The 20,152-nt window shown below is 58.1% G+C and carries 19 protein-coding genes; 12 read left to right on the plus strand and 7 right to left on the minus strand.

The window, feature by feature from the left end; translation table 11 throughout:
• The first annotated feature begins 248 nt into the window (after positions 1-248).
• The 3 genes from ACR0BK_RS05760 to ACR0BK_RS05770 all read left to right on the plus strand — a co-directional run bounded on the left by ACR0BK_RS05760 (position 249) and on the right by ACR0BK_RS05770 (position 2,906).
• A complete protein-coding gene (locus ACR0BK_RS05760) occupies positions 249-620 on the plus strand; it encodes a helix-turn-helix domain-containing protein (protein ID WP_480475779.1) in 372 nt (123 codons plus the stop codon).
• Between the two features lie 45 nt (positions 621-665).
• The gene (hisN, locus tag ACR0BK_RS05765; protein WP_480554032.1) at positions 666-1,457 is read left to right on the plus strand and encodes a histidinol-phosphatase; all 792 of its coding nucleotides are present in this window, start codon (positions 666-668) and stop codon (positions 1,455-1,457) included.
• Between the two features lie 114 nt (positions 1,458-1,571).
• Positions 1,572-2,906 (plus strand): 8-oxoguanine deaminase, encoded by a 1,335-nt coding sequence (locus ACR0BK_RS05770; RefSeq protein ID WP_480554033.1) that lies wholly within the window; start codon positions 1,572-1,574, stop codon positions 2,904-2,906.
• Here the strand turns inward: ACR0BK_RS05770 and guaD are convergent.
• On the minus strand, positions 2,903-4,189 hold the full coding sequence (guaD, locus tag ACR0BK_RS05775; protein WP_480554034.1) for a guanine deaminase: 1,287 nt from the start codon (positions 4,187-4,189) through the stop codon (positions 2,903-2,905). The two genes, ACR0BK_RS05770 and guaD, sit on opposite strands and share 4 nt — an antisense overlap.
• A 139-nt stretch (positions 4,190-4,328) precedes the next feature.
• Here guaD and mgtE point away from each other — a divergent pair, with 139 nt between their 5' ends.
• Complete coding sequence (mgtE, locus tag ACR0BK_RS05780; protein WP_480516184.1) at positions 4,329-5,723, plus strand: magnesium transporter; 1,395 nt, start codon at positions 4,329-4,331, stop codon at positions 5,721-5,723.
• Positions 5,720-6,277, plus strand: a complete 558-nt coding sequence (locus ACR0BK_RS05785; protein ID WP_480475789.1) for a 5-formyltetrahydrofolate cyclo-ligase — start codon at positions 5,720-5,722, stop codon at positions 6,275-6,277. Before mgtE ends, ACR0BK_RS05785 begins: the two co-directional genes overlap by 4 nt.
• Before the next feature lie 3 nt (positions 6,278-6,280).
• Here the strand turns inward: ACR0BK_RS05785 and ACR0BK_RS05790 are convergent, their stop codons facing one another.
• The gene (locus tag ACR0BK_RS05790; RefSeq protein ID WP_480475791.1) at positions 6,281-6,508 is read right to left on the minus strand and encodes a putative hemolysin; all 228 of its coding nucleotides are present in this window, start codon (positions 6,506-6,508) and stop codon (positions 6,281-6,283) included.
• 129 nt (positions 6,509-6,637) lie between these two features.
• Between ACR0BK_RS05790 and ACR0BK_RS05795 the strand changes: the two genes are divergently transcribed.
• The 3 genes from ACR0BK_RS05795 to ACR0BK_RS05805 all read left to right on the plus strand — a co-directional run bounded on the left by ACR0BK_RS05795 (position 6,638) and on the right by ACR0BK_RS05805 (position 10,153).
• On the plus strand, positions 6,638-7,453 hold the full coding sequence (locus tag ACR0BK_RS05795; protein WP_480554035.1) for a TIGR00282 family metallophosphoesterase: 816 nt from the start codon (positions 6,638-6,640) through the stop codon (positions 7,451-7,453).
• An 87-nt stretch (positions 7,454-7,540) separates the two neighbouring features.
• Positions 7,541-9,319 (plus strand): SLC13 family permease, encoded by a 1,779-nt coding sequence (locus tag ACR0BK_RS05800; protein ID WP_480493752.1) that lies wholly within the window; start codon positions 7,541-7,543, stop codon positions 9,317-9,319.
• 96 nt (positions 9,320-9,415) lie between these two features.
• Positions 9,416-10,153, plus strand: a complete 738-nt coding sequence (locus ACR0BK_RS05805; protein WP_480554036.1) for a YbaY family lipoprotein — start codon at positions 9,416-9,418, stop codon at positions 10,151-10,153.
• 13 nt (positions 10,154-10,166) lie between these two features.
• Here ACR0BK_RS05805 and ACR0BK_RS05810 read toward each other — a convergent pair whose 3' ends face one another.
• The 3 genes from ACR0BK_RS05810 to ACR0BK_RS05820 all read right to left on the minus strand — a co-directional run bounded on the left by ACR0BK_RS05810 (position 10,167) and on the right by ACR0BK_RS05820 (position 14,556).
• On the minus strand, positions 10,167-11,828 hold the full coding sequence (locus tag ACR0BK_RS05810; RefSeq protein WP_480475799.1) for an FAD-binding dehydrogenase: 1,662 nt from the start codon (positions 11,826-11,828) through the stop codon (positions 10,167-10,169).
• A gap of 204 nt (positions 11,829-12,032) precedes the next feature.
• Positions 12,033-12,767 (minus strand): glutamine amidotransferase, encoded by a 735-nt coding sequence (locus ACR0BK_RS05815; protein WP_480554037.1) that lies wholly within the window; start codon positions 12,765-12,767, stop codon positions 12,033-12,035.
• 16 nt (positions 12,768-12,783) lie between these two features.
• A complete protein-coding gene (locus ACR0BK_RS05820; RefSeq protein WP_480554038.1) occupies positions 12,784-14,556 on the minus strand; it encodes an SLC13 family permease in 1,773 nt (590 codons plus the stop codon).
• A 110-nt stretch (positions 14,557-14,666) separates the two neighbouring features.
• Here ACR0BK_RS05820 and ACR0BK_RS05825 point away from each other — a divergent pair, with 110 nt between their 5' ends.
• Both ACR0BK_RS05825 and ACR0BK_RS05830 read left to right on the plus strand, forming a co-directional pair.
• Positions 14,667-15,407 (plus strand): YebC/PmpR family DNA-binding transcriptional regulator, encoded by a 741-nt coding sequence (locus tag ACR0BK_RS05825; protein WP_480475805.1) that lies wholly within the window; start codon positions 14,667-14,669, stop codon positions 15,405-15,407.
• A gap of 146 nt (positions 15,408-15,553) precedes the next feature.
• A complete protein-coding gene (locus ACR0BK_RS05830) occupies positions 15,554-16,834 on the plus strand; it encodes an MFS transporter (protein WP_480554039.1) in 1,281 nt (426 codons plus the stop codon).
• Between the two features lie 25 nt (positions 16,835-16,859).
• Here ACR0BK_RS05830 and ACR0BK_RS05835 read toward each other — a convergent pair whose 3' ends face one another.
• Both ACR0BK_RS05835 and ACR0BK_RS05840 read right to left on the minus strand, forming a co-directional pair.
• Positions 16,860-17,549: a nitroreductase family protein gene (locus tag ACR0BK_RS05835; protein WP_480516200.1), complete on the minus strand. Its 690-nt coding sequence runs from the start codon at positions 17,547-17,549 to the stop codon at positions 16,860-16,862.
• Positions 17,550-17,576: 27 nt separating this feature from the next.
• Complete coding sequence (locus tag ACR0BK_RS05840) at positions 17,577-18,470, minus strand: LysR family transcriptional regulator ArgP (protein ID WP_480554040.1); 894 nt, start codon at positions 18,468-18,470, stop codon at positions 17,577-17,579.
• 87 nt (positions 18,471-18,557) lie between these two features.
• Here ACR0BK_RS05840 and ACR0BK_RS05845 point away from each other — a divergent pair, with 87 nt between their 5' ends.
• Both ACR0BK_RS05845 and ACR0BK_RS05850 read left to right on the plus strand, forming a co-directional pair.
• A complete protein-coding gene (locus ACR0BK_RS05845) occupies positions 18,558-19,157 on the plus strand; it encodes a LysE/ArgO family amino acid transporter (protein WP_480554041.1) in 600 nt (199 codons plus the stop codon).
• A gap of 40 nt (positions 19,158-19,197) precedes the next feature.
• Positions 19,198-20,106 (plus strand): DMT family transporter, encoded by a 909-nt coding sequence (locus ACR0BK_RS05850; protein WP_480554042.1) that lies wholly within the window; start codon positions 19,198-19,200, stop codon positions 20,104-20,106.
• The last annotated feature ends 46 nt before the right edge of the window (positions 20,107-20,152 follow it).

The raw sequence follows: 20,152 nt of genomic DNA on the forward strand, positions 1-20,152 counted from the left end.
GCATGTCCAACCGGGGCAAGCGAAAAGCGCACAGGGCTTTTGACACATACAACCACAGCCCTTGTGAGGGGGGATCGACTCAACCAGCTTGAAAAAAAATTCAAAACGGGCAATATAGACTATCAGTGCTGGTAACGGGGGACGGCACAGTCCGGATTAGGGGGCGGTTAAGGAAGCCCCTGTTGGTATTGCGATCTCGGACGTCGCTCGATCCCGTACAAATGTGTGTGTAGTAGAGGAGAATACCAATGACTCATCACGTCGATGTCCATGTGGGCAAACGCGTTCGGCATCGCCGCTGGCTGATTGGGATGACCCAGCAACAATTGGCGCAGCAAGTTGGTATCAAGTTTCAGCAAATCCAGAAATATGAGACCGGAGCCAACCGAATCAGCGCGTCCCGCCTGTGGGACATTGCCGAGGCTTTGGACGTACCGGTAAGCTTCTTCTTCGAAGGTCTGGAAGAAGCCGAGAAAAGCAGCTCGGACAAGAAATCTGTTCCAGCTGATCTGATGGGCGATAAAGAAGCCCTGGATCTTGTACGCTCTTACTACGCAATTCCGGAAAACCAGCGCCGCCGCCTGTTTGAACTTGCACGTGTCCTCAGCGACGTCGCCTGATCAGACTGGCTTGACTTTGTCAGGTAATGCCCGCACCAGAGTGCCATGCATCCGGCGAGTTTAAGCGACATTGAAATTGCAGAAGAAATGGCCGAAGCGGCACGCGCGGCCATTCTTCCTTTTTTTCGTCAGACCAATCTGGAAACTGCGAATAAGCTGACCGAAGGGTTTGACCCCGTCACCGCGGCGGATCGGGCCGCCGAAAAAGCCATGCGAGAGGTGCTGTCCCGGTTGCGCCCCGAAGATGGCGTGTTGGGCGAAGAATACGGTGCGCACAAGGGCAGCAGTGGCCGAACCTGGGTTTTGGACCCCATCGACGGCACGCGCGGGTTTATCAGTGGCACACCAACTTGGGGCGTTCTGATCGCGCTCAGCACAGCAGACGGGCCGATCATGGGAGTGATTGATCAGCCCTATATTGGCGAACGCTTTGTCGGATCGACAGCTGGTGCGCACCTTACAGGGCCACTGGGGACCAGTAAGCTGCAAACCCGGGGGACGAAATCTCTGGCGCAGGCGACGCTGTTCACCACTTTTCCTGAAGTCGGCACCCCGGATGACCGGGCCGGGTTTCAGGCCGTATCGGAACAGGTGCAACTGACCCGATATGGAATGGACTGCTACGCTTATGCCTTGTTGGCCGCTGGGCAGGCAGATCTGGTGATCGAAGCAGGGCTGAACTCGTATGACATTCAGGCGCCTATCGCGGTTATTCAGGCGGCAGGCGGAATTGTGACCGATTGGCAAGGTGGCCCAGCGCATGAGGGCGGTAGGGCATTGGCCGCAGCCAACGCAGAGATTCATGCAGAGGCCCTTCAGATCCTGCGTCGGTTCTGAAATCTGTTGTCGCAGATCCCGATGGCGGGTACATAATACACGGTCGGTTCTTAAGCCCGTTTTCCGCCGACCTTCGCACTCCTTGCAAGAGACGGGCAGATGCAGGAGCGCGACATGACAGAAATCCTACTCAAAAACGCTGACCTGATCCTGACGATGGACGAGTCCCGGCAGGAACTCCCCGGGGCTGACATTCTGATCCGCGACGGCCAGATCGCGGGGATCGGGTACGGATTGCAGACACAAGGCGAGGTTCACGATGTTTCGGGCTGTCTGGTGACACCCGGACTGGTGAACACTCATCACCATCTTTACCAAACGTTGACCCGCGCGGTGCCGGGCGGGCAGGACGCATTGCTGTTTGGGTGGCTTCAAACACTTTATCCGATTTGGGCGAAGTTCGGACCAGACGAGATGTTCACCTCGGCCCAGATCGGTTTGGCAGAGCTGGCGCTGTCAGGCTGTACGCTCAGTTCCGATCACCTGTACCTCTACCCCAATGGATCGCGGCTGGAGGACACGATTGCTGCCGCATCCGAGTTGGGGATGCGATTTCACCCGACACGTGGCGCGATGAGCATCGGTGAAAGCGATGGCGGCCTGCCTCCGGACAGCCTGGTGGAAGAAGAAACTGCTATTCTGGACGACATGATCCGCGTCGTGGATGCTTTTCACGATCCGTCCGAAGGGTCGATGTGCCGCGTAGGTCTGGCCCCGTGTTCACCGTTCTCGGTCAGCCGGGACCTGATGCGAGATGCCGCCCTTCTGGCACGGGACAAAGGCGTGATGTTGCATACACATCTGGCTGAAAACGATGAAGATATCGCCTATTCACAGGCTCAGTTCGGCTGTCGGCCCGGTCAGTACGCCGAAGATCTGGGTTGGATCGGCCCGGATGTGTGGCACGCTCATTGCGTCAAGCTGGACGGGGCCGAGATTGACCTGTTTTCGCGTACGAAAACCGGTGTCGCTCATTGCCCATGTTCGAACTGCCGTCTGGGATCAGGCATCGCGCCGGTGCGGGCGATGCGCGATGCGGGGGTAAAGGTCGGCCTCGGCGCTGATGGCTCGGCCAGTAACGACAACGGTAATCTGATGCTTGAGGCCCGGCAGGCACTGCTGTTGCAGCGGGTGGTTAATGGGGCAGATGCGATGTCGGCCCGCGAAGCATTTGAGATTGCAACACGTGGCGGGGCCGATGTGCTGGGGCGTCCTGATTGCGGGCGGCTTGTGCCGGGAAAACGCGCGGATGTTGCTGTCTGGGATGTGCGCAGTATCGAATGCGCAGGCAGTTGGGACCCGGCAGCACTGCTTCTGGCCGGTCCGATGCAGGTAAAGCACCTGTTTGTAGAAGGCCGCCAGATCGTGCGGGATGGGCATATCACGACGATTGACCTGCCCCGCGTGATTGAGCGTCAAAACAGTCTTGCCAAGGCGTTGCAGGCCTAAGCGGCCTTCCGCCCACCGATCCAGACCTCGGCCACAGCCCGATCATCACCCATCATGATGGTCGGGAAGATTGCCTCCCAAACATCGTTTGCACAAGCCTCGCGCTGGGCGATGGCCGGGGTCGAGGCGAGATCAATCACGACCAGATCCGCCTCCATTCCCGGAGCAATGTTGCCGATGCAATCATCCATCCGCAGGCTGCGCGCCGACCCGACTGTACCCAGCCACAGCAATTGCGCCGGATGCAGGGGGCGCCCGCGCAACTGACCGATTTCATAAGCGGCAGCCATGGTGCGCAGCATTGAAAAACTTGATCCGCCACCGGTGTCGGTGGCCAGACCGATCCGGTGGCCATCGTGGATCAAGCCGTTCATGTCGAACAGACCCGACCCTATGAAGGTGTTCGAGGTGGGGCAGTGGATCAGTGACGCATCAACCTCGCGCAGACGATCGCGTTCCCGGTCTTCCAGATGGATGACATGCCCATAAAGTCCGTTCTGCCCCAGCAACCCGAACTTTTCGTAAGTGTCCAGATAGTCCCGGGCATCGGGGAACAGGGAGCGGACCCACTCGATTTCGTCTGTCTGCTCGCTCAGGTGTGTTTGCATCAGGCAATGGGGATGTTCCGCCCAAAGCGCGCCCATGGCCTCAAGCTGTTCTGGGGTGGACGTGGGCGAAAACCGGGGCGTGATGGCATAGGACAGGCGGTCGACACGGTGCCATTTCTCCAGCAGCGCGGCAGATTGGTCATAGGCTGTCTGGGCCGTGTCCCGAAGGCCTTCAGGCGCATTGCGGTCCATACAGGTCTTGCCCGCGACCACGCGCTGTCCCCGTTGCAGCGCGGCAGTGAAAAAGGCATCCACGCTTTCGGGGTGGATGGTGCAAAAACTGCACATCGTCGTGGTGCCATGGGCGGCAGTCAGATCCAGATAACGGTTGGCGATTTCAGAGGCGTATTCAGGATCACCAAACTTCATCTCTTCGGGGAAGGTGTAGGTGTTCAGCCAGTCGATCAGCCGCTTCCCCCAACTGGCGATCATGGCGGTCTGCGGGTAGTGCACATGCGGGTCAACGAAACCCGCAATGATCAGGTGATTGCCATGGTCCTTGATGACGGCATCAGGGTGACGCCGCATCAGCGCATCGGACGCGCCGACATCGGCAACGCGTCCTTTGTCAATCACGACGGCTTCGTCCAGCCGGGTCGCTTCGGTTGGCTCTCCGTCAAAGGGTGAGCCTGTGAAACTCAGAACGCGCCCTTTCAAAAGCGTCTTTTGCGCCATTTGCCCTGTTCTCCACCTGTTTGGGACCGCGCTGTAGCATAGGCAGACGAAAGAAGTGGGTAAATCGGCGCATTGTCATTGTTTTCTGGTAGCTGCTTCTTCTATTTAGGGGCCAATCGCCGAAAGAAGGGGGCAGCGCATGACGACAGGCAATAACCAAGCCGAACACGATCTGCCCCAGGACGAAGACGCGTATGCGCTGGATCGCCGGACCGTGGCGGCGATCCTTTATGCGGTTGATGTGGATGATCGCGACAAGCTGATTGAGCTGATGGAGCCGCTGCACGCGGCCGATATCGCTGACCTTTTGGAGCAGATCAATCCTTATGACCGGGCCCGGCTGATCCGGCTTTATGATAAGGAATTTGACGGCGACATCCTGTCTGAACTGGATGAATCGGTTCGCGAGGAAATCATCGCCGTTCTGACCCCCGAGGTTCTGGCGGAAGCCGTGCGCGAGATGGAAAGCGACGACGTCGTTGACCTTCTGGAAGATCTTGAGGAACCGCAGCAGGAAGCCATTCTGGGCGCGCTCGAAGATTCCGAGCGGCTAGCAGCGCAACAGGCGCTTGCTTACCCCGAGAGTTCTGCTGGTCGTTTGATGCAGCGTGAGGTCGTTATGGCCCCCGAGCATTGGACCGTCGGTCAGGCCATCGACTTCATGCGTGCCAATGACGATCTGCCCGAGCAGTTCTATCATGTTGTTCTGGTCGACCCGCGCCTGAAACCAACAGCGCAGGTGACATTGGGCAAGCTGATGGCGTCCCGTCGTGAAGTGCCGTTGCGCGATCTGGTGGAAGAGGAGTTTCACATCATCCCCGTTGATCAGGACGAGGAGGATGTGGCTTATGCCTTCAACCAGTATCACCTGATCTCGGCCCCCGTGGTCGATGCCGACGGGCGTCTGGTTGGTGTGATCACCATCGACGACGCGATGGTTGTTCTGGATGAAGAGCACGAAGAAGACATCCTGCGCCTTGCCGGTGTGAGCGACGAAAGCTCGCTGTCCGACAGTGTGGCGGCCACCAGTCGGCGACGGTTGCCCTGGCTGGCGGTAAACCTGTGCACGGCAATCTGTGCTTCGTTGGTGATCTCACAATTTGCGGCGGCAATTGACCAGCTTGTCGCGCTGGCCATCCTGATGCCGATTGTTGCATCCATGGGGGGCAATGCGGGAACGCAGTCGCTGACCGTTGCAGTGCGCGCACTGGCGACGCGCGACCTGACCAACTCAAACGTGATGCGCGTTATCAGGCGGGAACTGCTGGTGGGCATGTTGAACGGGCTCTGTTTTGCCATTGTACTGGGGACCGTGGGAATGCTGTGGTTCGGTTCACCTTGGCTGGGTGTCGTGATTGGGTCAGCCTTGGTCGTGAACATGATCATCGCGGGCTTTGCAGGTACGGTAGTACCGGTAGTGCTGGATCGTCTGGGAATTGACCCGGCGCTGGCGTCAGGAACCTTTGTGACAACCACAACCGATGTCATGGGGTTCTTCATCTTTCTTGGGCTTGCCAGTGTGGTGCTATTGTGACCGATCTGACTGAAATCAAAGCAGCTGCACGCAAAGCGGCATTTGCGCGCCGCAAGGTCGCGTTCGACACGCGTGTTCCCGGTGCGGCCGGACGTTTGTCCGAGGTTCTGGCGGGTTATCGCGGCGTGCCCTTGTCAGGCTACATGCCAATCCGAACCGAGATCGACCCGGTGTCTGCCATGGCTGAAGCTGCGGCTTATGGACCTGTCGGTGTTCCCGTGATACAAGCCGCTGGAAAACCTCTGAAATTTTCGCGCTGGACGCCAGAAGGACCGCTGAAAGACGGCCCATTCGGTGCCAGAGTGCCCGAGGTTGATGATTATTTCGACCCCGAAATCCTGATTGTGCCGCTGGTGGCTTTTGATGCCAACGGCGGGCGTTTGGGATATGGCGGTGGATTTTATGACCGCACGCTGGAAGGATTGCGAGGCAAGCGCGCGACACTGGCAATCGGTTTCGCTTTTGACGCGCAAGAGGCGCAGAAACTGCCGCTGGAGCCGACCGATCAGCCGCTGAACATGGTTATCACCGAAAGCCGGGTGCTGACATTCTAAGCCTCATTGCTGAAAGTGGCTGCGTAAATAGTCCCAGGCATCCACCTCGGTACCGTCTTTCAGGATGCAGATACCAAAGACGCTTCCATCTTCGTTCTTCCGAAGTTGGTAAACCCCATCATTCTCGACGCAAAAGGTTGCTGCGGGATTGGGCATGGATGTCTTTGTGCCTTGCGCCATAACACCCGAAGCGACCACAAGGCCGAATGTCAGTATTGCCAATAGCTTCACAACATGTCCTTTTGATTTAAGCGCATGGCTAAGACTTTGCCACGCCTGCATGCAATTTCAAGTTCGGCTCAACTTAAATTTCACGGTTCCGCCTTGTTATTGCCCAGCACAGCACCTACGACCCGGATCATGAGGATTTTGTTTCTTGGTGATGTGATGGGGCGCGCGGGGCGCGCGGCCGTTCAGCAACATTTGCCGCGCCTGCGCGACGAATGGCGGCTGGATTTCGTTGTGGTCAATGGCGAAAACGCGTCGAACGGCATGGGGTTGAGCGGCGATCACGCCAAGCTGCTGCTGGATGCCGGGGCAGATTGCCTGACATTGGGCGACCATGCGTTCGACCAGAAAGACATGCTGCAATATATCGAGAAAGAACAGCGCATCGTGCGCCCGGTGAACTATGCAAAGGGTGCGCCGGGGCGGGGGCACCGGCTGTTTAACGCACCCGGCGGGCGCAAAGTTCTGGTGGTGCAGGTGTTGGGGCAGGTCTTTATGAAACGGCCATTCGACGACCCGTTCTCGGCCATTGAACCTATCCTGAAGTCGCACCCACGGGGTGGACAGGCACAGGCCATCATCGTCGATATGCATTGCGAGGCGACGTCTGAGAAGATGGCCATGGGTCATTATTGCGACAAGCGCGCCAGCCTTGTGGTGGGAACACATACCCATGTACCGACAGCGGATTCGCAGATTCTGCCAGGTGGCACAGCCTATCTGACGGATGCGGGCATGTGCGGCGACTATGACTCGGTCATTGGTATGGACAAGCAGGAACCGATGCGCCGGTTCATAACCGGGATGCCCAAGACCCGGTTTACCCCTGCCATTGGCGAGGCCACGCTGAGCGGAGTTTTCGTCGAAACGGATGATCGCGACGGCCAGGCCAAATCTGTTCGCATGGTGCGCGTTGGTGGACGTTTGGAACAAGCCGGGCCCGATTGACGAACGTCAGGCTTGCCCTGCCACGCGCAATGCGTGAAACTGCATGTCATCAGGCGCTTGGGCCAGGGTTCGGACAGAATACCACGAATGAATTTCCTTTCACTGACAGAGACGGGCAGCGCAATTCTGGCGCTGCTGATTGTTGCGAGCATGTTCGTCATGTTCCTGCGCGAGGTTTATCCGGCCGAGGTCGTGGCCATCGGTGGTGTTTCACTGATGCTGGTCACAGGGATCCTGCCCTATCAAAGCGCGCTGGCGGTCCTGTCCAATCCCGCGCCCTGGACGATTGGGGCAATGTTCATCATCATGGGGGCCTTGGTGCGGACCGGGGCCTTGGACGCCTTTACGTCGACCGCGCAAAGGCAGGCGCAGGTCAACCCGCGTATTGCCATCGGATTGCTGATGGGATTTGTCGTGCTGGCCTCGGCTTTTGTGTCGAACACGCCCGTTGTTGTGGTCATGATCCCGGTTTTTGTTCAAATCGCCCGCACGCTGAACGTACCCGCGTCAAAGCTGCTAATTCCACTCAGTTATGCCGCCATTCTTGGCGGGACACTGACACTGATCGGAACGTCCACCAACCTGCTTGTGGATGGTGTGGCCCGCGCGCAGGGGATGAAAGCTTTTTCGATATTCGAGGTCACGCCGCTGGGGATTGCACTGGTGATCTACGGCATGATCTATCTGCGTTTCATCGCCCCCAGATTGTTGCCCGAGCGGGATAGCATGGCCTCGCTGCTCAGCGATCGGTCCAGAATGAAGTTTTTCACCGAAGCGGTCATTCCGCCCGACAGCAACCTGATCGGGCGTGAAGTGACCGGCGTTCAGTTGTTCAAACGCCCCGGCGTGCGTCTGATCGACGTGGTCCGGGGCGATGAATCGCTGCGGCGCAATCTGAAGGGCGTTGAATTGCAGGTCGGTGACCGCGTGGTTCTGCGCACCGAGATGACCGAACTTTTGAGCCTACAGAGCAACAAAGAGCTGAAGCGTGTGGATCAGGTTTCCGCTGTCGAGACCAAGACCGTCGAGGTGCTGATCACACCCGGATGCCGTTTGGTGGGTCGGACCCTTGGAATGATGCGACTTCGGCGCCGGTATGGTGTCTATGTGCTGGCCGTTCACCGACGCAATCAGAATATCGGTCGCCAGTTGGATGATCTGGTGGTTCGGGTAGGGGATACATTACTGCTGGAGGGCGCCCCGGCAGATATCCAGCGCCTTGCCGCAGACATGGACATGGTGGATGTCAGCCAGCCCTCTGCACGCGCCTTCCGTCGCAGTCATGCACCGATTGCAATTGGCGCGCTGGTCGGGATCGTCGTCTTGGCGGCATTGGGTGTCGCGCCGATCCTGCTGTTGTCGATTGTGGCCGTAGCCGTGGTTCTTCTGACCCGTTGCATCGATGCGGACGAGGCGTTTTCGTTTGTCGAAGGTCGCCTGTTGGCGCTGATCTTCGCGATGCTCGCCATCGGTGCGTCACTGGACAGCTCTGGCGCGGTTTCACTGATTGTCGAGGCCGTGGCACCGGGACTAAGCGCTTTGCCGCCCTTCCTGATCATCTGGGCGATCTATCTGCTGACTTCGGTGCTGACCGAACTGGTTTCCAACAATGCGGTCGCAGTTGTGGTCACGCCTATAGCCATCGGGCTGGCCCAGGCCGTCGGAATGGACCCGCGCCCGTTGGTAGTTGCGGTTATGGTGGCGGCTTCGGCATCCTTTGCAACACCGATCGGGTACCAAACCAACATGATGGTCTACGGCCCTGGCGGCTACAGGTTCACCGATTTCATGAAGGTGGGTGTTCCGCTTAACCTGACGGTCGGATTGTTGGCATCCCTTCTTATTCCATTGATCTGGCCTTTGTGATTTCGGCGCAGAATCGCCACTTTGGCGAAGCACATCTTGCAAAGACCCAAGGGCACACGATCTTTTGCGAAGAGGGTTTGCAAAAGGATTTGACCGATGCAGCATTTGGGTCGCGCAATATGGGCGGGTGCAGCAACTTGGGCAGCTTTAAGCAGTGTCGCTATTGCCGGTATTGTTGAAGGGACCGCAACGTACCGAGAGCGCATTGCACTGCCACCGGACGCAACCCTTTATGTTGAGCTTCAGGATATCTCGCTGGCCGATGCCCCCGCTGTCACTCTTGCCGCGCAACGGTATGCGCTGAGCGGGGTGCCCGCGCAGTTCAAATTGACCTATGACGACGCGCTGATCATCGATGCTCATCGCTATGGCGTGCGGGCTTCAGTGATGCAGGGGCAAAACTTGCTGTTCACCACAGATACTGTGTACCCGGTTCTGACTAATGGGGCAGAGAATGCCGCCGATCTGCTGTTGGTTCAGGTCCAGGGGCAGGGGGCGGCAACGCTGGATAACACCCAATGGACCGCCTCGGGCCTGAATGGTGCGCCTATCGAGACCGAAAAACGCCCTGAGCTTGTCTTTGATCAGGATGGCGTCTTTTCAGGCAGCAGCGGCTGCAACCGGTTCAGTGGTCGGGCCGAGATCTCCGGTAATCGTATTGCGTTTCCTGACAACATGGCGGCAACACTCATGGCTTGCCCACCTCCGTTGGACGCGGTCGAGCGGCAATTCCTGCAAGCCTTGCAAAACGTCACGACCTTCGCGATGCAGGGCAACGCTCTGGCTCTGCTGGATGCGCAGGGCCAGCCGGTGATCAAACTGATGCGCAAGTAACCGGGAAAGTGCGTCAGGCGACAGCCCTTGAACGCCCGGCATTGCGACCGGAAAAGATGCAGCCGCCCAGGAATGTACCCTCCAGCGCGTTGTAGCCGTGATAACCGCCGCCGCCGAATCCGGCGACTTCACCAGCAGCGAACAGGCCCGGCACGACATTGCCGTCTGATCCAATCATCTGACTGTCCAGATTGGTCTGCAATCCACCCAGGGATTTGCGTGTCAGGATATGCAGCTTGACGGCAATCAGCGGGCCGTTGGCCGGATCCAGAAACTTATGCGGTTTGGCTGTGCGGATCAGTTTATCTCCGCGATAATTGCGCGCGGCAAGGATCGCCATCATCTGCGCGTCTTTCGAAAAGGGGTTGTCGACCTGCAAATCCCGGGCTTCGATCTGGGCACGCAGATGAGCCTCGTCTATCGGAGTGTCGCCCAGATGGTTCATGCCGTTGACCAGTTCAGTCAGCGTGTTGGCAACAACAAAATCCTCACCCTTTTCCTTGAACGCCTCAACCGGGGCGGTTGCGCTGGAACCTGACAGAATGCGTTGGCGGATTACCTCTTTCCAGCTACCTGAAGTGAAGTCGGGGTTTTGTTCCGACCCGGACAGCGCAAATTCCTTTTTGATCACCTTCTGGGTCAGAACGAACCAGCTGTATTCATATCCGGTTTTCAGGATCTCACGCAGAGTTCCCAGAGTGTCGAACCCCGGCAGACAGGGCGGTGCCAGGCGGTTGCCCCTGGCATCAAACCACATTGAACTTGGGCCGGGCAGGATACGAATGCCATGGGCGGGCCAGATCGGGTCCCAGTTGCGCACGCCTTCGGTGTAGTGCCACATCCGATCACCATTGATGACATGGCCGCCCGCCTTTTCGCTGATTGCGATCATGCGGCCATCGACGTGAAAGGGTACCCCTGCAACCATATCTTTGGGCGGCTCACCCAAACGGTCCCGGGGCCAGTTTTGACGCACCATGTCAAAATTGCCACCAATACCGCCGGACGTGACAATGATTGATGGGGCATAAACTTCGAACTCGCCAACCTCATCGCGGTTGGTTTTGTTACCGCGCTGGGCGGTGTCATCGGCCAGAATTTCTCCGGAAACACCTTTGGCGGTTCCGTTCTGCATGATGATATGGCTGACTTGGTGGCGGAACTTCATCTGGATCAATCCGGCGCTGACATGGTCGCGGACGCGTCGGATAAATTGTTCCAGAACGCCGGGGCCGGTGCCCCATGTGATATGAAAGCGCGGGACCGAGTTGCCATGCCCCGTCGCATAAGACCCGCCACGTTCGGCCCAGCCAACGACCGGAAACCAGCGCAGGCCCATTTCGTGCAGCCATGGCCGCATTTCGCCAGCGGCAAACTCAATATAGGCTTCGGCCCATTTGCGGGGCCATGCGTCTTCGCCACGGTCAAATTGCGCGCTGCCCATCCAGTCGCGCAGCGCCAATTCGTGGCTGTCGCGTATACCCATGCGGCGCTGTTCGGGTGTGTCGACCATGAACAGGCCTCCAAGGCTCCAGAACGCCTGACCGCCCAAAAAGGTTTCGGGTTCCTGATCGACAATGATCACCTTCTTGCCCCGGTCGCCCAGTTCCGCCGCAGCTGCCAGCCCGGCCAACCCGGAACCGACGATAATCGCATCTGCAGTATTGTTTGTCATGAACACTCCTTTCAGCGGCGGCGGAACAAAGCGGTGAACGGCAGATCCAGGGCAGGCAACATGATGCCACAGACGGCCGAAAGCAGGGTCAGCGAAACAGGGCGGCCGGCAATGGCAACCTGATGATCCGCAATCAACCCCTCGCAAAGTTGCGTCAGATCAGCCTAAGCGAGGCGGAAAGGCGCAGGCAACCACGCCGTTGGGTCACTCGTATCGCTGGACGAAACGGTGCAGGATTTCGCCGGGCTGCGTGACCTTCGCCGAATGGCAGTGGTCGATCAGTTTCTGCGCGTCTTCGGGCGGGAAATAGCCGTGGTTCCTGTAGATGTTGATACGCTGTTCAAAGTCTTTGGCATCGGCTTCCGGATGGAACTGAGTGGCATAGACGTTCCGGCCCCAGCGGATCATCTGGAACGGGCAGGGGTCGGACGCAACAAGGTGAACGCAGCCCTCGGGCAGGGCTTGAACCGCTTCTTTGTGGCCAACAAACGCATCAAAGGTGGCGTCCAACTCTGCGGTCAACGGGTCTTGTTGTCCTTCGGGGGTCAGGCGGCACCTGGATGGTCCCACAGGCTCGCCATACCGGGCTTTGCTCACGTTGCCATCCAAATGCACGGCCAGAATACCAAGGCCATAGCAACACCCCATGAAGGGATGATCCTGCGCGGTAATCTGCGGCATCAAACCCAGGATCGCTCCTTCGATCCGCGCATCCGTCGCGGATTTGGTTGCTGGGTCGTCACTGACGCATCCCGGCCCACCGCCTACGATAACCCCCGCATAATCGGTGACTTTCAGCCCTTCTGGCAGGTCTTCGCAATCCAGACGGATGCGATGCGTGCGTTCGGGCGACAACCCGCTGCGGTTCAGGATCGAAGCATATTCTGCGTCGGAGGCATCCGTTTCCGGGCGCAGTTGCAGGATCAAAAAGCGTTTCATGAAAAGCCTTTACCCGTCACAATGGCCAGAAGACAAGGATGGCGGGGACAGAAACCACGATGATCAGAGCCTCCAGCGGCAGGCCCATGCGCCAGTAGTCGCCAAAATGATAGCCGCCGGGGCCCAGAACCAGCGTGTTGTTCTTGTGACCGATAGGCGTCAGGAACGCAGCCGAAGCCGCAACGGCAACGGTCATCAGGAAAGGGTCGGGCGACACCCCGAGCGTTTGGGCCATCTGGATGCCCACTGGTGCCGCGACGATGGCGGTGGCGGTGTTGTTCAGTACATCCGACAAGGTCATCGTCACGACCATCAGTACCGTCAGGATCGCCCATGCAGGCAGACCGTCGGTCAGCTGGATCAGCGCATTGGCAATAAGCTCGGTGCCGCCGGATGTTTCCAAAGCGCTGCCCAGTGGGATCATCGAACCCAGCAGCACGACAACGGGCCATTCGATGTGGTTATAGATCTCCGTGATTGGCATGACCTTGGTCAGCACATAGGCAATGACGACAAGCCCCAATGCGACGGGAAGGTAAATCAACCCAACACTGGCCGCGAAGACGGCAACTGCAAATAGACCGATGGCCAACCAGGCCTTATCGTTTGCCGTCACGTTCAATCCGCGTTCGGCCAGTGGCAGACACCCCAGCCAATCGGTCACATCAGCGCTGCGATCACGAGGGCAAAGCAGCAGCAGGATGTCTCCCGGTTGAACCTCGGTCTTGCGAACCTGTTCGGTGATCTGACGACCCTGACGCGAGATGCCCATCAGGACGGTACTTTGGCGCCAGGCCAACCCGATACCCTGCGCTGTACGGCCGCTTATGCGCGCGCTTTCGGGAACGACCACTTCGATTACTTCCAGACCTTCGCCTTCAGCCGTCAGCAGCTCCTGCCGTCGCGTGTCCGAAAAATCCAGTTTCAGCGCTGAACGGAACTCGTCCAGCGCCTCCGGGCGCGCTTCCAGTACCAGCGCGTCGCCATCGTTCAGTGTGGCATGGGTTGACCGGCCATATCGCCGTTTCCCATCCCGGATCAGGCCGATGATAGCCACGTCGGATTTTTCGGCCGTTTCATAAAGTTCGCTGACCCGTTTACCGATATGGGCAGAGCCCGGCGGGATCGTCAGTTCGGCAATGTATTCGGCCAGCACCTCGGATGTTTCTTGTTGCACGCCGCGATTGGGGATCAATCGCCATCCGATCAGCGCGACAAATGCCAGACCGGCAATCGCGGCAATTCCACCAACAGGGGCGAAATCGAACATGTGAAACGGCTCGCCCAGCGTTTCCTGCCGGATCGAAGCGATGATGATATTCGGCGGGGTGCCGATCAGAGTGACCATGCCCCCCAGAATGGTGGCAAAGCTCAGGGGCATCAGGGACAGACCCGGGGGCCGACCCGCTTTGCGCGCGGTCTGAATATCCACGGGCATCAGCAGGGCAAGCGCCGCGACATTGTTCATGAAGGCCGACAGAATCGCACTGATCCCGCCCATCAGGGCGATATGTGCGCCCAGCCCCCGTGACGCATCAACCAGAGTGCGGGTGATCAGAAAGACCGCACCCGACCTGACCAAGCCTGCAGAGACCACAAGCACCAGCGCGACGATAATGGTCGCCGGGTGGCCAAAGCCCTCAAAGGCGCCACCCACCGGCACAACACCCAGCATGACGCCGAACATAAGCGCGGCAAAAGCCACAAGGTCGTATCGAAACCGACCCCAAAGCAGCATTCCGAAGACAGTGATGAAAAGCGCGAAAAGAATGATCTGATCTGTCGTCATGCCGTCACCATACAAGGCGGTGAGGTCGTCGCAAGCCGCTCTCTTGATCCTGCCCCCCGCAAACGTCTATATGAGCGCCGAACACGCAAACATGATGACGAGGACGCACTATGGCAGGCCACTCCAAATGGGCCAACATCCAGCACCGCAAGGGGCGTCAGGACGCCGCGCGGTCCAAACTGTTTTCCAAACTGTCGAAAGAGATCACTGTCGCCGCCAAGATGGGCGACCCCGATCCCGACAAGAACCCGCGCCTGCGTCTGGCGGTGAAAGAAGCCAAGTCGAACTCGGTCCCCAAGGACGTGATCGACCGCGCGATCAAGAAATCGCAAGCGGGTGAAGGTGACGATTACGAAGAAATCCGCTACGAGGGCTATGGGCCCAATGGTGTTGCGGTCATTGTCGAAACCATGACCGACAATCGCAACCGGACCGCATCGACCGTGCGTTCGACCTTTTCGAAGAATGGCGGCAACCTGGGCGAGACCGGTTCGGTCGGTTTCATGTTCGAACGCAAAGGCGAGGTTGTTTACCCGGTGACCGCAGGGGATGCAGATTCCATTTTCGAGGCGGCCATCGAAGCGGGCGCGGAAGACGTCGAAAGCTCGGATGACGGTCACATCATATGGTGCGCCGATACCGATCTGAACGATGTCTCCTCTGCATTGGAAACCGCGCTTGGAGAATCAGAATCCACCAAGCTGGTCTGGAAACCGACCACAACGACGGAACTGGGCCTGGAAGACATGCAAAAGCTGATGAAGCTGGTAGATGCTTTGGAAGACGATGACGACGTGCAGCGTGTCACGACCAATTTCGAAGCCACCGACGAGGTCATGGCGCAGCTTTAAGCTGACCCAATACCAACTCATTGAAACCCGGTCGCAACGGCCGGGTTTTTTGTTTTTTGATGGTCTTATTGAATTATTGGCTGAAACAATCGATGCGCTTAGGCTGAAAGTGCGGGAAATACAGAAAACACGAAGACACAGTACGAATGACATCCGAAACTTCCGATCAGACCAAGCGCAACGTGCCCGTCCTGGCCGGGCAAAGTATCCTGTCTCAGGTCGCGTGGACGCTCGGCAGCCCGTCGGTTGTTTTGCCGTTTTTAGCCGTTTCCTTCGAGTTGCCGATGTTTGTAGCAGGGGCACTGGTGTCGGTGCGGATGGTCGGTTGCTTGATTGCCGACTTCTTTCTGGCGCAACCCGTTGCAGCAAGAAGCCGGAAGAAACATGCAATTGCGTTGACCGAAGCGGTCATTGGCGCCTGTCTGGTTCTGGCAATAGCTGCGGCCGCGACCGGGGCTGTCCCATTGATCGCAGTGGTTTTCCTGTCTGTATTTCTTGTGATCGGGCTTGTCAGCGAAGTGCAGACCTTGATGCTTACGGATCTGCTAGGGGACCATGTTCAGGCGCGTTCGCGCATGGTCATGCAATATCTACAGCTTGGTGCAGGGGGGCTATGTGCCATTGGCCTTGCGTTGCTGGTGCATCAGATCACCAAGGATAATCCACCCTTTTCGCGCCATTCAGTCATGATTGGCGTTTCGGTTTTATTCTTCCTGCTGTCTGGTCTGTTCATGCTGGCGATAACAGAAACCGCGCGTGAGGTCGCGCCGACGACACCGCAGGAGTCCGAAAGGGGCATTTCGATTAAGGCGAATATCAAGGGTGTTCTGGGCATGTTCGAATACCAGTGGTTCCGGAGCTATATGATCATGCGTCTGCCCTTGGTTGCTGTGTCGCTGTCCGTTCCGTTCTTCGCGCTCATCGCAGCCGAAGCGCATCACAGCTCGACACAGGGATTGACCGCGATGATCGTCTCTTCCGCTTCGGGATATCTTGTATCGGGCCCTCTGTGGCAAATCATCAACATGAAATCCCATCGTGCGGTCATGGTGGTCGGGACATTGATGGTCGCCGCAACAGGCAGTGTTCTTTTGGTGTTCCACTATTTGGGCATCGACCATCAGGTTCACTTGCATGCAATTGCACTGTTCGTTGTCACCGTTGCTGTGACCGGGACCAGCAGTGCGCGTAAGCTCTATTTTCTGGATGTGGCACCCAAAGAGCAGCGGGTGCGGGGATCGGCGGCGGTCAAGGCGTTCGCGCGTTTAACCGCGGTGTTGTTGTCTGCGGGCCTTGCCGCTGTCGCCCATATGCACGAGGTCGCGATGGCCGTCGCATTCATCGTCGTCGCCAGTCTGGTGTCCTGTATAAACTGCTACCGCATGATGCAACCAGAACGGAAAAAGGCGGAACAGCCCTCGAATTGAGTTTTTGGCGAGCGTCGCGAAAGCCTCAGAAGAAGGATGAAATCTCTTCCAGGGGTTTCTTGAGTTTTGCCACAGCAGGCACAGTCGCTCCTTCTGACGGGTGTCCCACCGCGATAATCATGGTTGGTTTTTCCGACGCGGGCCGGTCCAGCGCGTCGTTCAGAAACCGCATCGGGTTTGGGGTGTGGGTCAGGGTGCTGAGGCCCGCGTGATGCAGCGCTGCAATCAGAAAGCCGGTGGCAATGTTCACACTTTCCGGGACGTAGTAGTTCTTGTACCGCGTTCCATCCTCGAATTGCCCCCAGCGCTGGGCAAAAACCACGATCAGCCAGGGGGCGATTGTCAGATGTTCTTTGACCGCGTTGGTGCCGATGGGCTCCAGTGCCTTGATCCATTCATCCCCGGCGCCACCTGCGTAGAATCGGCGTTCTTCTTCTTCGGCTTCTTCCCGGATGCGGCGTTTCAGGGCAGGGTCCGAGATGGCTGCAAAATGCCAGGGTTGGTGATTGGCGCCAGACGGCGCGGTACCCGCGGTGCTCAGGCTGGTTTCGATTACCTCACGGGCAACGGGGCGGGGGCTGAAATCCCGTACAGTATGACGCTGACGCATCTTTTCGTAAAATGCCTGCGCCGCGCCCAGCATGTCTGTATCGCTGATGTCGCATCGGTCCGGCAGGGGAATGGGGTCATAGCTAAGAGCGTCACGTGAGAACATCGGTTCCTCCGAAAATGTCGTGTTTGTTTAGCCGCTTTGAGGCGGAAGCAAAATCCGTTCTGAAGCTTTTTTGACAGCCTGGGTCAGTGGTTTGAGTGCGGGCGCAAGAACACGCCCAACCTGCCAGCTCAGCGCGACATCCAACGGCGCATCAGGTACGATGGGGCGCAACAGCCCTTGTTTCAAAGCCTCCTGCACCAGAGCCGCGGGGTTCATACCCCACCCAAGCCCGGCAATCGCCGCGTCCACAAATCCTTGTGAAGAAGGCAGGAAATGAGACGGGGGTGACAGACGTTTGCCAGTGTGTTGAACAATCCAGGCCCTTTGCAGCCCGTCCTTTTGGTTGAAAACCAGGCAGGGTGCCTTGCCCAGCTCTGCCTCGGTCACTTCGTCCCGAAACCAGGTGTTAATGAAATCCGGGCTGGCTGTTGGCAGATACTGCAACACGCCCAATGGGATCGCGTCGCACCCGGTCACTGTCTGACCACCAACAGTGACGGCGGCGCTCACCTCGCCCCGCCGCAGCCAGTCTGCGGAATGATCCTGATCGTCGATCACCAGATCGAAAAGCATGTCAGGCACCTGCGCCATCGCATCAACAAACCAGGTGGCCAGACTGTCTGCCGGTATGGCAATGCGGACGCGGGCGGACCTTGGTTCCTGCTCCAGCGTCAGTTCTCGAACCAGCTGTGCCTCAAGCAGTCCGACATCTTCCGCGTAACGGGCAATGCGCAGCCCGGCGGGCGTTCCTGTGCAAGGGCTGCCCCGATGTATCAGGGTGGCTCCAATCCGATCCTCAAGCGCCCTGATCCGCTGGGATATCGCCGAGGGTGTCACCGCCAGCTCTGCCGCAGCCGCATCAAAGCTGCCATGGCGCAGAATGGCAGACAAAGCGGACAGGTGAAGAGGATCAATCAGCATTAGCCAGGCTTAACTTGGGATAGCATCTTTAATTTGATAGATCGCACCGACGGCCTTAGTCAACGTCTTGCAGTAGTAGGAGATCCCATGCCCACGTCCATAATCGCCGGTTTCGCGCTGGGTTTCAGTCTGATTCTCGCCATCGGGGCACAGAACGCCTTTATTCTGCGACAGGGGCTGCGGCGTGAACATGTGTTCCTTCTGTGCCTGACCTGCTCAATGTCCGACGCGGTTTTGATCGTTGCAGGTGTCACGGGGTTAGGGACCCTGACCCATTCAGCTCCCTGGTTTGAACTTGTAATGCGATATGGCGGGGCCGCTTTTCTGACGTGGTATGGGCTGCGCAGCTTCGGGTCTGCCCTGCGGGGTGGCGCGGTGATGGAAGCGGGCAACGGTCCGCGAACCAGCCTCAAAACCGCGATGCTTACCGCTCTCGCCTTCACCTGGCTGAACCCGCATGTCTATCTGGACACAGTGGTTCTGATCGGCTCTATCTCGGCACAGTATGATAACCGGGTCGGATTTGCCATTGGGGCAGTCACTTCCAGCTTTGTCTTCTTCTTTTCACTTGGATACGGCGCTGGTGTTTTGTCTCCGGTGTTTGCGCGCCAGCGCGCCTGGCAGGTGCTGGACGCAGTGATCGGGGTCGTAATGCTGGGTATCGCACTGAAACTTGTTGTCATGTGAAGGGTTGTTCCCGACAGGGTTTCGGTGTTCAACCTAAGCCATGACATCGTTAGCCGTTTCGTCGCGCCCGCTTGCCGGTATGTTCTGGATGTTTACCGCCGGGCTGTCCTTTGTTGTGATGACCGCTTTGGTCAAATCTCTGGGCACGACGATGAACCCGATCCAGGCCGCATTTCTGCGTTATGCGCTGGGATTGGTGTTTCTGTTACCGGCCTTGCGGTCGATCATGGCGACCCGGCTGACACCCCGCCTGCTGACATTGTTCGGTTTACGCGGTGTCGTACACGCGATTGCTGTCATGCTCTGGTTCTTCGCCATGACACAAATTCCCTTGGCCGAAGTCACTGCCATGAACTACATGACGCCGGTTTATGTCACCTTGGGCGCAGCCCTGTTTCTGGGCGAGAAGCTGGCTTTTCGCAGGGTCGCCGCCATTCTGGTCGCCTCGGTGGGCGTGCTGGTCATCCTGCGCCCCGGGTTTCGCGAGGTTTCACAAGGTCACCTTGCCATGCTCGGAACGGCCCTGATGCTAAGCGGGTCCTATTTGCTGGCCAAGCTTCTTGTCCGCGACGTGCCGCCTTCGGTTGTCGTGGCGCACCTGTCCGTCTGGGTAACCATCGCCTTGATCCCCTTTGCGGTTGCCGTCTGGACCCGGCCCAGTATGCAAGAACTCGGGGTTCTGTTTCTGGTGGCCAGCTTTGCGACCGCAGGGCATTATTTCATGACATTGGCGTTGCAGGCCGCGCCTGTGGCCGTCACACAACCCGTCACATTCCTGCAGTTGATCTGGGCCACGCTTGTGGGTGCTGCGATCTTCCACGAAAGCGTTGACCTTTGGGTTGTGGCTGGCGGAACCCTGATACTGGGCGCTGTAAGCTTCATCTCATGGCGCGAGTTCATGTTGAACCGTCGGGACTTGACGCCTCCCAGTATTGCGCCGAAGCTATGAAGTGACATCTCTGCGCTTACATTGATTGACGAGTCAATAAAAACAT

Source organism: Ruegeria sp. AF1, from assembly GCF_056542125.1.